The following is a 12,775-nucleotide window of genomic DNA, read 5'->3' on the forward strand; positions in this document are numbered from 1 at the left end:
GAAGAGAAAGGTGACGAAGATGTCACAACAGGAAGTGCCACAGCAGGAAGATGAGCTCACCGCAGAACTGACCGCCCAGGGCGCGACCGTCCTGGACCGGATGGCCTACTGGAGCGCTCGTACCCCGGACGCGGTGGCCGTCTACGACGGAGAACGCGATCGCGTCCACACCTATGCCGGGCTACAGGAATCGACGGGGACGATCGCCGGCAATCTGCACCGGCTGGGCATCCGCAAGGGCTCGCGGGTCTCGGTCTTCACCACCGACGCCATGCTGGCCACGCAGACCATGCTTTCCATCTGGCGGGCCGGCGCCCTGTACTGCCCCATCAACTTCTCCTACGCCGGCAGGCTGTTGAGCTATCAGCTGGCCGACACCCGCCCGGATCTCATCATCGTCGACGCGGCCCTGGCAGGCACCCTCGACGCCGTCCGCGGCACGACCGACCACAGCGCACCGGTGATCGTCTTCGCAGACGGGGACGCGGCCTCGGCTGCGCGGGCCCAGGCAGCGGCCGCGGCGCCCGAGAGCGGCTGGGACCGGATCGCCTGGGACGAACTGGCCAAGCCGGCTAGGGCCCCGGAAGTCACAGTCACCGATGCCGATCCGGCGAACATCATCTACACCTCGGGCACCACGGGCCCTGCCAAGGGCGTACTGCAACCGCACAGGTGGATCAATCAGTACATCTACAGCATGCGCCAGCTCATCGACGACACCGACGTGATCTACAACGATCTGCCGATGTACCACGTGGGTGGAGCCATGTGCAATGTGGTCAGAGCCCTGTGGATGGGCGCCGAGGCCGCGATCTGGGACAAGTTCTCCTCCAGCGAGTTCTGGAGCAGGATCAACCGCCGCCATGCCACCTCGGCGATCCTGCTCGACGTCATGATCCCCTGGCTGATGAACGCCCCGGCAGGGCCCGAGGACGCCGCCAACAGCCTGCGCAAGGTGCATATGCAACCCCTGCCGCTGAACCACCAACAGGTCGCGCAGCGATTCGGCTTCGACTTCGTCACTGCGGGCTTCGGCCAGACGGAATCGGGTGCCTCCCTGGCCATGCTGATCGACGAGTTCGCCGGGGACGAACCCGGTGGCACACCAACGGAGTTCGTGTTCGGGCTGGACAACGCCGCGGCCCGCGCGGCGGCGCAGGCGGCGGGTCAGCCGATCGTCGGCGGCGACCAGGCCGATGAGAAGGGCCTGATGGGACACCCCACCCGCTTCGTCGAGGCGGCCGTCTGGGATGCCGAGGACCATGAGTGCGCGCCGGGCATCGCCGGGCAGCTGGTGTTCAAACCCCTGGTCGACCACCTCTTCCTCGACGAGTACATCGGCAAGCCGGAGGCCACGGCGAGCGCCTGGACGCACGGCTGGTTCCACACCGGCGATGCTGCGGTCAAGCGCGCCGACGGGATGTTCCGCTTCGTCGATCGGATGGGCGACCGGATGCGGGTACGTGGGGAGAACCTGTCATCCTTCCAGGTCGAGGACATGCTCAACCAGCACCCGCAGGTGCAGTACAGCGCCGTCTTCGCGATCCCCGGCGAGGTGGGCGACGAGGACGATATCGTCGCCTATGTCGTGACGAACCCGGATTCGCCGGTCACAGCGGAGGATCTGACTGCGTATGCTGAGGACACGATGCCGAAGTTCATGCGACCACGGCACATCAGGATCGTCGACGACATTCCGCGCACGCCGACGAACAAGATCGAGAAGTACAAGTTGAAGCAGCGGATCAACGACGAACTAGGACGGTAGCCATCGGAGTCGATTGGGCCAGCGCACGCGCGGACCGCCGGGACAAGGACAGCCGGACGAAGGCCGCTATCCTGGTCGCCGCCCGGTCCGTGTTCGCCAGGCGGGGTTTCGCGGCGACGGCGATCTCGAATATCACGGAGGCCGCGGAGGTCTCGCGCCCCACCTTCTACGTCTACTTCACGTCCAAGGAGGACGTGCTGCGGCATGTGGCCGAGGCCGTGCGCGACGACTTCCTGGCAGCCCATTCCTATACCGGTCCGATCGTCGACGATCAGCGCGCCCTGTCCGCGGCCTCGGTCAGGGCCTTCCTGCTGGCCTACCGGGACTATCTGCCGATCCTGCAGGTGTTCGAGGAACAGGCTGCCAACGATCCGCAGATCGCCGCGATCCAGGAGGAGATCGTGATGCGTCCGCGGCGGCGCACCATCGGGCAGATCAAGCGGATGATCGCCGCCGGCGCCACCCCAGCGGCCCCACCCGAGGTGATCGCGATCAGCATCCGCTCGATCCTGGTGGCCGCCTCGACGATGATCGACCGCGAATTCGGTTCCCTGGACGAGGCGGTCGAACACTGCACCGACCTCTACCTGCGCATGGTCGGCTTCTGAGTCACTTCCTGCGTTTCGGATCCAGCCAGGTCTGCACCTCATCGGCCATGATGTTGACGGCGAAGACCATGAGCGCGATCGCCACGCCCGGGATGATGATCGCATACGGCGCCTGGCTCATGAACGCATAGGCCCGCGAGAGCACCGCGCCCCAGGAGGACTCCGGGGGCTGCACGCCCAGGGACAGGAAGCTCAGGGAGGCCTCGGCGATCATCGCGTGGCCGAAGATCACCGCGGTCTGGACGACCACCGGTTGGATCATATTCGGCACGATGTGCGGCAGCACCATCCGCCGGAATCCTCGGGCACCATAGGATCGGGCCGCCTCGATGTAGGTGGATTCCTTGACGCTGAGCGTCTGTGCCCTGGCCAGCCGCGCGATGCCCGGCGCCAGCACGATGCCGACGGCGAACATGGCATTGAACAGGCCGATGCCCATCGTCGCGGTCACCCCGATCGCCAGGACGATTGCGGGGAAGGCCAGGAAGGCGTCGACCACGCGCATCAGCACCACATCGACCCAGCCGCCCAGATAACCGGCCAGGATCCCGACCACCAAGCCCAGCACCAGGGCCAGGGCGACGGCGAAGAGACTGGCCAGGATCGTGGCCTGCCCGCCCACCAGCATTCTGCTGAGGACATCGCGGCCCAGGTCGTCGGTGCCCAACCAGTGGGCGGGCGAGGGACCGGAGAACACCGAGGTCAGATCCTGTTTGTTCGGATCGTACGGGGTGATGAAGCGGCCGGCGACCAGCAGCAGCACCGCGCCGGCCAGGATCACGATACTGGCCCATTTCACGAAGGACGGAGCCGGTTTGCGGGCCACGGCACCGGCAGAGGCGCCTGGTCCGGTGGGCAGGGGGTTCGTCGTTCTCACCACGTCACTCATTATTTGATCCTCGGGTCCAGTACTCGGTACAGCATGTCGACGATGAAGTTGGTGAACACCACAAGCATGGCCATAACCAGGACCACGCCCTGGACCACCATGTATTCGCGCTGGTTCGTCGCGGTGACGATCAGGGTGCCCAGCCCGGACAGGCCGAACACGGTCTCCACCACGACCGAGGCCGACAGCAGCCGGGAGATCTGCAGGCCGACGATCGTCAGGAACGGCAAGCTCGAGTTCTTCAGCGCGTGGTGCCACAGAACCTGCATGCCCGGCAGGCCCTTGGCCCGCAGGGTCCGCACATGGTCGCTGCCGAGGTCCTCGATCATGGCGCTGCGCACCTGGCGGCAGATCTCCGCACCGCCCACCAGGCCCAGGGCCACCGCCGGCAGCAGCATCGATTGGATACTGCCCAGGGGGTCCGATGAGAACAGTGGACCGCCAGGTCCCGGCAGCCAGCCCAGGGTGATGGAGAAGACCAGGATCAGGATCATCCCGACCCAGAAGTTCGGCAGGGCCAGACCCAGGGTCGCGGCACTCGTGAGTATCCGGTCCAGCCGGCCACCGGCACGTGATGCGGCGTAGACACCGGTGGGCAGGCCGATGACCACGCCGACGATCAAGCCGAATGTGGTCAGCAGGATCGTCACCGGCAGGCGTTCGGCTATCAGGGAGGTGACCGACTGGCCCGTCATGAAGGACACGCCCAGATTGCCGGTCAGGGCATTGCCGATCCAGCTCAGGTACTGCAGCCACAGGGGCTTGTCGATGCCCAGTTCCCCGCGGATCTCCGCCAACCGTTCGGGGGTCGCGTACTCGCCGGCAATCGCATTGGCGGGGTCGCCCGGGATCAGCCGCTGCAGCATGAAGACGATGAGCGAGGCCAGGATCAGGGTGGGGATGATCGACAGCAGACGCGTGCCGAACATTTTGAGAAAGGTCACCGCAGGCTCCTCTCCAAGGACAGTTCCGCCCACCTGTGGCAGGCCGCCTCCGTGCCCGTGTCGGTCTGTTCGAAAGCAGGCTCGACCCGTCGGCACACATCGGTGGCGAAGGGGCAGCGGGTGTTGAACCGGCAGCCGCTGGGAGGCTTGAGAGGGCTGGGGATGTCGCCGACGATCAGCGGCTGGGCGTCCAACTGGTTCTCATCGACCTTGGTCGACAGGTGCGAGGACAGCAGCCCTGCGGTATAGGGGTGGCGCGGGTGGAGTGTCAGGTCCTCCGTGTTCCCCCGTTCCACGATCCCACCCAGGTACATGACGTTGATCCACTGGCAGATGTGGGCGACCACGGACAGGTCGTGGCTGATGAAGACGATCGCCAGGTCCAGTTCGTCGCGTAGATCGGCCAGCAGGTTGAGCACTTCGGCCTGCAGGGCCACGTCCAGTGCCGCGACGGACTCATCGCAGACCAGGACCTCGGGTTCGACGACCAGCGCGCGGGCGATGCACGCACGCTGTTTCTGCCCGCCGGAGAGCTGGTGGGGGAACCGATCGGCCAGGTCGCGGCGCAGCCCGACCCGCTCCAGGGCCTCATCGGCCCGCCGCGCCCTCTCGGCCGGATCGCCGATGCCCAGGACGTGCATCGGCTCCATCACCGAGGTGATGATCCGGCGCCGGGGGTCCAGCGCCGAATGCGGATCCTGGAAGATCATCTGCACCGAGCGGGTGAAGGCCCGCTTCTGCGCTCCGGTCAGGGTCGCGGTGTTCTGGCCGCGCCATTCGACGGTGCCGCCGCTGGGCTCCAGCAAGCCCATCAGCGCGCGGGCCAGCGTCGACTTGCCCGAACCGGACTCGCCGATCAGCCCGATGGATTCGCCGGCGCGCACCTCGATGTCGGCCTGGCGGACCGCGTGCAGTTTCCTCTTCCAGCCGACCTTGAAGTCGACGTCGACTCCGGTCAGCCGCAGCAGGGGCTCGCCCGATCGGGGCGCGACGGAATCCGCGCCCGGAGCCGGAGTTGTGGTCTCAGACATGTTCTACCTCCTGCGGGCGTGCCAAGGGATCGATCTGCCCGACGCGCACACAGCGCGTCATCCTGGCGGCCCGCGGCTGTGTATCCGCCGACCCTGTCGGGGCCTCGGCGGAGGTGCCGGGAGGGGTGCCCGGCACCGGTAGCAATTCGGGGTGCGCGCCACGGCAGGCCTCCGCGGCGAAGGCGCAGCGCTCGGCGAACCAGCAGCCCTGCCCTTCCTGACCCGGTGGCGGCACCCGCCCCGGCAGTGTCTGCAGATGCATGCCGCGGGTTTCGAAGCGCGGCAGGGCGTTGAGCAGGGCACCGGTGTAGGGGTGGGCCGGAGCGGCCAGGACCTGCTTGACCGGTCCCGTTTCGACGATCTCCCCGGCGTACATCGTCGCCACCCGGTCGCACAGCTGGTTGACCACGCCCAGGTCGTGTGTGATGAACAGGACCGCGGTCCCGAACTCCGCGCACATGTCCTTGATCAGACGCAGCAATTGCAGCTGCACCGTCGCATCGACTGCAGTGGTCGGTTCGTCTGCGATCAGCAGAGTGGGCCCGCACAGCAGGGCGATGGCGATGACCACGCGCTGGCGCATGCCGCCTGAGAGCTCGTGCGGGTAAGCGCCGAAGCGCCCGGCCGGGTCCGGGATGCCCACCCGGTCGAGCATGTCCAGAGACTGGCGTTTGGCCTCGGCCCGGGAAATCCGGCGGTGCGCCCGCAGGGTCTCCGTGAGCTGCTGGCCGATCGTGAAGACGGGGTCGAGTGCGGTCATCGGCTCCTGGAACACCATGGAGACCCGGGTTCCGCGGTACTGCGCCTGCACTGTGTGTTCGGCGTCGAGCAGTTCGACCCCGCCGACCTTGACGGATCCCGTGATCCGCGAGCGCCGCTGATCGTGCAGGCCCATGACCGCCAGGCCGGTGACCGACTTGCCGGATCCGGATTCGCCCACCAGGCCGAAGATCTCGCCCTCGTCGATCCGCAGGCTCACGTTCTTGACCACCGGGGCGTAGTCCCCGGGATTGCGCGGGGTGTCGAATCCGACGCACAGGTTCTCGATTTCAACGGTTGCCATGGTTCACCTCGACTTCGTGATGCCGACGAATTTGGGTTTGCCCAACAGGTTCGACTGGTAGCCCTCGACGCCCTGGTTGACGGCGGTGATCCGGTCCTCGAACACCAACGGCAGCTGGCTGGCGTTCTCGAAGGCCGCCATTCCCGCCTTCTTCAGCAGTGCGCCGCGCGCGTCCTGGTCCTTCTGCGCATTCGCCTTCGTCACCAGATCGTCCAGCCCGGGGGTGACTCCGTGGCCGGCGTTGTAGTAACCGGTCGTGCCCAGCAGCTGCCGGTACATCTGTCCCGGATCGGGCCGGCCGGTCCAGGCGGACAGCAGGCCGGGCTGGCGCAGTTCGTCGAAGTATTCGGTGGTCGACTGCACCACTTCCCTGGGTTCCATGTCGACCTGCAGGCCGATGTCTCCCAGAGAGGCTCTGATGATCTCTCCCACCCGCACCGAATTCGAGTCGTTGGGCAGGAGGATGGAGAACTTCTTGCCCTCGGCGCCGACTTCCCTGACCAGCGCCCTGGCCTTCTCCGGGTCCACTTTGTGGGGGACATCGTCTTCTACTGAGGCCCAGTGGCTGGCGGGCAGGTAGGTGTAGGCGGGCTGGGCGTAGCCGAAGAATCCGACCTTGGCCATCTGCTCCCGGTCGATCGCCAGGTTCACCGCCTGCCGCAGCTTCTTCTGGGCAAAGGTGTCCTCGGAGGACATATCGAGGTAGACCATCCGCACGCGGATCGAATTGTCCGGGTGGACGGTGATCCGGCTGTTGAGCTCCAGATTGCCGGCATCCGCAGGGCCCACGGCCAAGGCCATATCGACCTGGCTGGTGGTCAGCGCGTCGACACGGGTCTTCGGATCTGTGAAGATCCGGATGGTCAATCGGGGTTCGACCTTCACGGATTTGTTCCAGTAGTCGTCGAAGGCCGTGTATTTGATGGCCGTCCCGCGCTGCCATGAGGTCAGCTTCCACGGCCCGGTGCCGACGGGATTCGTCTTGAGCTTGGCCACGCCGGCCTCGATGGCCTTGGGCGAGACCATCATCCCCGACCTGTCGGAGAGCAGCAGCGGCAGCGACGTGTCGGCGGTCTTCAGGTCGAGTTCGATGGTGGAGGGGTCGACCACCTTGATGTCGTCGACTGCCGCGAGTTCGGCCTGGAGGTTCGAGCCCTTGCTGCGCACCCGTTCCAGGTTCGCCTTCACCGCGGTTGCATCCAAGGTCGTCCCGTCGTGGAACTTCACTCCGCTGCGCAGGTGCATGACCAGCTTCTTCGCACTCGGGTAGTCCCACTTGTCCACCAGACCGGGTTTGGGTTCCAAGGTCTTGGGGTCGAAGTCGAACAGGGTGTCGTAGACGGGGTAGAGCATCGTGTGGTCGTTGCCCGAGTTGCCCATAACGGGGTCGAACGAGGAGATGTCGCCGTCGATGGCGACGACCAGTTCCTGCGCGCGGTCCTGTGCCGCGGTGGATGAACAGCCGGCCAGTGCAAGGATGCACAGGGAGGCGATCACGGTGGTGATGAAATGCTTCATAAAGGTCCTTCGGCTCCGTTGCCAGGATGTGAGTCGAAGGTATGGCACGTTGACACCTGCGTCAACCCAATGCCCGGCAGGCGATACGGCAGTGTTGACATATGCGTCAATCCGGCTGTCGGCCGGCTTGCATCCTCGCGTTGCCGCGCCATTTACGTGATTCATCCATGCCCTATTCAGTGGGATGGATCACACGGCACTAGAGTTGTCGGCAAGATGAATCCGACAGTCACGATTCGACGATCACAGCGAGCAGGAGACCCATGCACCACGACATCCTCATCACCGGCGGAACACTCGTCGATCCACAGAATGGCTTGCACGGCGCCTACGACGTGGGCATCCGGGACGGGAAGATCAGCTATGTCGGGGCGGCCTCGGCCGGGGACATCCCCGCGGGACCCCCTGCCGCCGCACGCACGATCGATGCGACAGGACTCATCATCACCCCCGGTTTCATCGACCTCCACTCCCACGCGCAGAACATCGAAGGCCACCGCCTGCAGGCCCAAGACGGAGTGACCACCACCCTGGAACTCGAATGCGGGGTCACTCCCCTGCCGCCCACGGTCGAAGCCGCCGAAGCCCAGGGCAGGCCGTTGAACTTCGGCTACTCCGCCGGCTGGCTGCACGCCCGCGCGATCGTCATGGAGAACATGGACGCGGAACAGATCGCGGCACTCCCCCAGCTGCCACTCGACGCCTTCGCCGCGGTGCAGTCCCTGGAGAACTGGAAGCAGCCGGCCGATGCCGCACAGATCGACCGCATCGTCGAACTGCTGGACGCGCAGTTGGCCGCCGGCGCCATCGGCATCGGCCTGCTGCTGGGCTATGCGCCCTTAACCGGCGCGGACGAACTGACCGCCGTCGCCCGGCTGGCCAAGAGCTATAGGCGCCCGCTCATCGTCCACGTGCGCTGGGGCTCCGGCGCCAGCCATGGAACGCCGGCCGGGGTGCAGGAACTGATCGACCTGAGCCGGAGCACCGGGGTCGCCGTGCACATCTGCCATATCAGCAGTTCGAACTCGTCCGCGGTCCCCCGCGTAGCCCAGGTCCTGGCCGACGCCCACGCCGAGGGCCTGCCCGTCACCTTCGAGTCCTACCCCTTCGCCTATTCGTCGACCGTAATCGGCGCGGACTTCCTCGACCCGCAGAAGATGAGCGCCCAGGGCACGCCCGCGGACTCCGTGACCTATCTGCGCACCGGCGAACGCCCCGCCACCTATCAGCGCCTGGCCGAACTGCGCGCCCAGGATCCCGGCGGCCTGTGCCTGGCCGATTCCTATCCTGACTCCGAACAGGGCCCCGACGGTCTGCTGGTCCGCGCCCTGACCCTGCCGCATTCCGTGTTCGCCAGCGATGCGATGCCGACCAAGCCGACCTCCGAGGGCCCGGCCGCCCACCCGCGCAGCACCTCGACCTTCGTCCGAGCACTCGCGTGGCTGCACCGCGATCTGGGCGTTCTGCCCCTGGCCGAGGTGGTGGCCCGGTCCACGACGCTGCCCGCCCAGGTGCTGCGCGGTTGTGCGCCTGCGTTCGCAGCCAAGGGGCACCTGGGCGTGGGCACCGACGCCGATATCGCGGTATTCGCGCTCGCGGAGTTGGAACCGGCCGCCCGCGCGGTCCCGGTCCAGGCGGCGCGTGGGATGCGCTACGTCTTCGTAGCGGGCGAACCCGTCGTCGCCGAGGGCCGCACGGTGGAGTCCGTGCAGCCGGGGCGCGCGCTCCTCGCGGAGTAGGGCCCGGCACATCCCAGCGCTCCACTGCGCTGGGATGCACAGGCCTACAATTGAAGCGATCTCGAAAGTCCCCACTCCCGAAAGACAGCTTCATAGTGCGCACTTCCCGCCCCGTTTCGACTGCACTCCGTGCCGTCCATCCCCGCATCTCCCGGATAGCCCGCCCGCTGGCCGCGGCGACTCTGGCGCTGGGCACGGTGTTCGGCCTCGCCGCATGCGATTCCGACTCCACCGCGAGCAGCCCCGCCCCCAGCGGCTCCGACTCCCAGCAGCTCTCCGAGCAGGAGGAGGCCGCACAGCGGGCGGCACAGGACGCGGAGTCCACGCCTGCGGCACAGCCGAGCGCGACCTCGGCGCAGCAGGAGAAGAAGGCCGCCCGGTCGGGTGAGTCCGGCGCCAAGCTCGGCGGCGGCTCCGCCCTGGCACTGCTGGAGAAGCTCACGGTCAAGGGCAAGGCGCCGGCCACCGGCTACGACCGCGAGCGTTGGTTCGGCCGCGCCTGGTCCTTCGACTTCGACGGCAATGGCTGCCGGACCCGCGACGACATCCTGGCCCGCGATATGACGAACGTGAAGTACGCGAACGGCAGCACGTGCAAGGTCGCCTCGGGAACCCTGCACGATCCCTACGACGGCAAGACCGACAGCTGGCGGATCGGTAAGAACTCGGTGGACATCGACCACCTGGTCGCCCTGCAGAACGCATGGGTCTCCGGAGCGCAGTATTGGAAGGGCGCGGCCGGTCAGCGGCAGCGCGAGTCCATCGCCAACGACCCCCTCAACCTGATCGCCGCCGACGCCTCGCTCAACCGGACGAAGGGGGCCGCGAACGCCGCCGAATGGCTGCCGGCCAACCGGGGCTTCCGCTGCCAGTACGTGGCCACGCAGATCAGCGTGAAGTACAAGTACTCCCTGTCCGTGACCTCGGCGGAGAAGGGCGCGATGAAGAGGGTCCTGTCCGGCTGCACCGGGCAGAAGGCGGCCGAGGTCGCAGTCCAGAAGGTCGCGACCGGCAAGTCGGTCGCGGGCCAGGCCACGAAGAAGGCGAAGGAGTCCTCGAGTTCCTCGCACAAGAGCACATCGAGCAATTCCTCCTCCTCGAAGTCGAGCTCCTCGAGCTCTTCACACAAGAGCTCGTCGAAGTCCGGCGGTTCCTCCAGTTCGAAGAGTGTGCACCCCGGAGCATTCTGCAAGCCGGCCGGGGCCACGGGTGTTGGATCGAACGGCCACACCTATACGTGCAAGTCATCTTCCACGGAGAGCCGCAACCGCTGGAGGCGCTGAGCGAACCCGGACGGTCCCGGGCCCGCCTCCCGGGACCGTGCAGGAGCCTCGGGGTTCGCATTGCTACACTGCGATGCGTACATACGTTCGATATCTCTCTTCCCCGAGGTTCACATTGCGCATCTTCGCCCACCGTCCACCGCACCACCGCACCACCGCCCCCGGGTTGCCGCGCCTACTCAAGACGGCCCTCGCCTCGGCATTGGCGCTGGGCACCCTGATCGGGCTCAGCGGCTGCGATGAGCTCGGCGAGATCCTGGACGGGGCGCAGGGCGGGTCGTCCAGCTCCACGGCCGGGGCGAAGCTCGACGGGCCCAAGGCCACCGCGACCCTGGAGAAGCTCACGGTCAAGGGCAAGGCACCGGCCAGCGGCTACGACCGGACCCGGTGGTTTGGCAAGGCCTGGGCATACGACTACGACGGCAATGGCTGCCGAACCCGCGACGACATCCTGGCCCGCGATATGACGAACGTGAAGTACGCCGGTGGCAGCAAGTGCAAGGTCGCCTCGGGAACCCTGGACGATCCCTACGACGGCGAAGTCGACAACTGGAAGGTCGGCAAGAACTCCGTGGACATCGACCACCTGGTCGCCCTGCAGAACGTCTGGGTCTCCGGAGCACAGTACTGGACGGGCACCGCCGGCCAGCGGCAGCGCGAGTCCATCGCCAACGACCCGCTCAACCTGATCGCCGCCGACGCCTCCCTCAACCGCACGAAGGGGGCTGCGAACGCCGCCGAATGGCTGCCGAAGAACACCGGTTTCCGCTGCCAGTACGTGGCCACGCAGATCAGCGTGAAGTACAAGTACCAGCTGTCGGTGACGTCCGCGGAGAAGAAGGCGATGCAGAAGATCCTGTCCGGCTGCTCCGACCAGAAAGCCGCGAAGGTCACCCCGCTGAAGATCAAGACGGGGCGTTCGGTCAGCCTGTCGAAATAGCCGGGCTCCCCATCCCGGTGCGGATCCCGCGCCGGGTACGCACCGGCGGCGCCCGGGATCACACTACCGAGGTCATCCCGCCGTCGACGAAGATGTTCTGCCCCGTGACGAAGTCCGAGGCCCCAGAACACAGATAGATCAGCGTTCCCACGAGTTCCTCCTCCTTCCCCCAGCGGCGGGCCGGGGTACGGTCCTCGATCCATGCGTTGAACTGCGGATCGGCGGCCAGGGAGGCGTTCATCTCGGTGGCGAAGTATCCAGGGGAGATCGTGTTGACCTGGATGCCGTGTTCGGCCAGCTCGGAGGCCATGCCCTTCGTGAGCATCGCGATCCCGCCCTTGCTGGCCACATACGGGGTGATGCGGGCGCGCGCCAGCATCGACTGCACGGAGCCGATGTTGACGATCTTGCCCGAGCCCCGCTCGATCATCCCCGGTGCCAGGAGGCGCGAGACGGAGAACGCCGCGGACAGATTCGCCGCGATCACCTCGTCCCAGTCGGCCGGATCCATCTCCCAGAAGTTCCCGCGGCGCTGCACCCCGGCGTTGTTGACCAGGATGTCGGGCACACCCACCTCACCCACCAGCGCCGCGAGGGCGGCCTCGAGTTCCTCCCGCCGGCCCAGGTCCACCCGCAGCCGGCCGGCCACCTCGCCGCCGGCCGAGGCGATGGCCGACTCCGTGTCCGCGATCGCCCGCGGATCCCTTCCGTGGACCACCACCCGGGCGCCTGCGGCTGCCAGGCCCAGGGCGAAGGTCCGGCCCAGCCCGCGGGAGGAACCGGTCACCAGGGCCAGCCTGCCCCTGATGTCGAATGGACCCGCCCCGCCCGCCTGTGCGTTCTGCATGCCAAACATCGCCGCCTTCGTGATGCTCCTATAGGTTGTCAAGCCCGGTCGTGATCATGGTGGTGGTGATCGACCATGGCGAGGTGGCCTACGCGGCGAGCAGGTATTCACGGTAGGCGATGACGAAGTCATCGTCTCGGCGTTT

11 protein-coding genes are annotated in these 12,775 nt (G+C 66.8%); 5 read left to right on the forward strand and 6 right to left on the reverse strand.

The window, feature by feature from the left end; translation table 11 throughout:
• Positions 1-19: 19 nt before the first annotated feature.
• A complete protein-coding gene (locus NQ038_RS14005) occupies positions 20-1,768 on the forward strand; it encodes an AMP-binding protein (protein WP_257058932.1) in 1,749 nt (582 codons plus the stop codon).
• A gap of 71 nt (positions 1,769-1,839) precedes the next feature.
• On the forward strand, positions 1,840-2,376 hold the full coding sequence (locus NQ038_RS14010) for a TetR/AcrR family transcriptional regulator (protein ID WP_257058955.1): 537 nt from the start codon (positions 1,840-1,842) through the stop codon (positions 2,374-2,376).
• A 1-nt stretch (position 2,377) separates the two neighbouring features.
• Here the strand turns inward: NQ038_RS14010 and NQ038_RS14015 are convergent, their stop codons facing one another.
• The 5 genes from NQ038_RS14015 to NQ038_RS14035 are packed head-to-tail and all read right to left on the reverse strand — an operon-like array spanning position 2,378 to position 7,821.
• Entirely contained in the window at positions 2,378-3,265 is an 888-nt protein-coding gene (locus tag NQ038_RS14015; protein WP_257058935.1) for an ABC transporter permease, read from the reverse strand.
• A complete protein-coding gene (locus NQ038_RS14020; protein WP_257062853.1) occupies positions 3,265-4,209 on the reverse strand; it encodes an ABC transporter permease in 945 nt (314 codons plus the stop codon). Before NQ038_RS14020 ends, NQ038_RS14015 begins: the two co-directional genes overlap by 1 nt.
• Positions 4,206-5,240, reverse strand: coding sequence for an ABC transporter ATP-binding protein (locus NQ038_RS14025; protein ID WP_257062854.1), 1,035 nt, complete (start codon positions 5,238-5,240; stop codon positions 4,206-4,208). The genes NQ038_RS14020 and NQ038_RS14025 overlap by 4 nt, the downstream gene beginning before the upstream one ends.
• On the reverse strand, positions 5,233-6,303 hold the full coding sequence (locus NQ038_RS14030) for an ABC transporter ATP-binding protein (RefSeq protein WP_257062856.1): 1,071 nt from the start codon (positions 6,301-6,303) through the stop codon (positions 5,233-5,235). Before NQ038_RS14030 ends, NQ038_RS14025 begins: the two co-directional genes overlap by 8 nt.
• 3 nt (positions 6,304-6,306) lie before the next feature.
• Entirely contained in the window at positions 6,307-7,821 is a 1,515-nt protein-coding gene (locus NQ038_RS14035; protein WP_257058943.1) for an ABC transporter substrate-binding protein, read from the reverse strand.
• Between the two features lie 242 nt (positions 7,822-8,063).
• Here NQ038_RS14035 and NQ038_RS14040 point away from each other — a divergent pair, with 242 nt between their 5' ends.
• From NQ038_RS14040 to NQ038_RS14050, 3 genes are all read left to right on the forward strand, one after another.
• Complete coding sequence (locus tag NQ038_RS14040; protein ID WP_257062858.1) at positions 8,064-9,560, forward strand: amidohydrolase family protein; 1,497 nt, start codon at positions 8,064-8,066, stop codon at positions 9,558-9,560.
• Between the two features lie 95 nt (positions 9,561-9,655).
• Positions 9,656-10,843, forward strand: coding sequence for an HNH endonuclease family protein (locus tag NQ038_RS14045; RefSeq protein WP_257058945.1), 1,188 nt, complete (start codon positions 9,656-9,658; stop codon positions 10,841-10,843).
• 115 nt (positions 10,844-10,958) lie between these two features.
• Positions 10,959-11,783: an HNH endonuclease family protein gene (locus NQ038_RS14050; RefSeq protein WP_257058948.1), complete on the forward strand. Its 825-nt coding sequence runs from the start codon at positions 10,959-10,961 to the stop codon at positions 11,781-11,783.
• Positions 11,784-11,841: 58 nt separating this feature from the next.
• Here the strand turns inward: NQ038_RS14050 and NQ038_RS14055 are convergent, their stop codons facing one another.
• Positions 11,842-12,630: an SDR family oxidoreductase gene (locus NQ038_RS14055; RefSeq protein WP_257058952.1), complete on the reverse strand. Its 789-nt coding sequence runs from the start codon at positions 12,628-12,630 to the stop codon at positions 11,842-11,844.
• Between the last annotated feature and the right edge of the window lie 145 nt (positions 12,631-12,775).

The sequence above is a fragment of the Brevibacterium sp. 50QC2O2 genome (genome assembly GCF_024580675.1).
Taxonomy (GTDB): domain Bacteria; phylum Actinomycetota; class Actinomycetes; order Actinomycetales; family Brevibacteriaceae; genus Brevibacterium; species Brevibacterium moorei.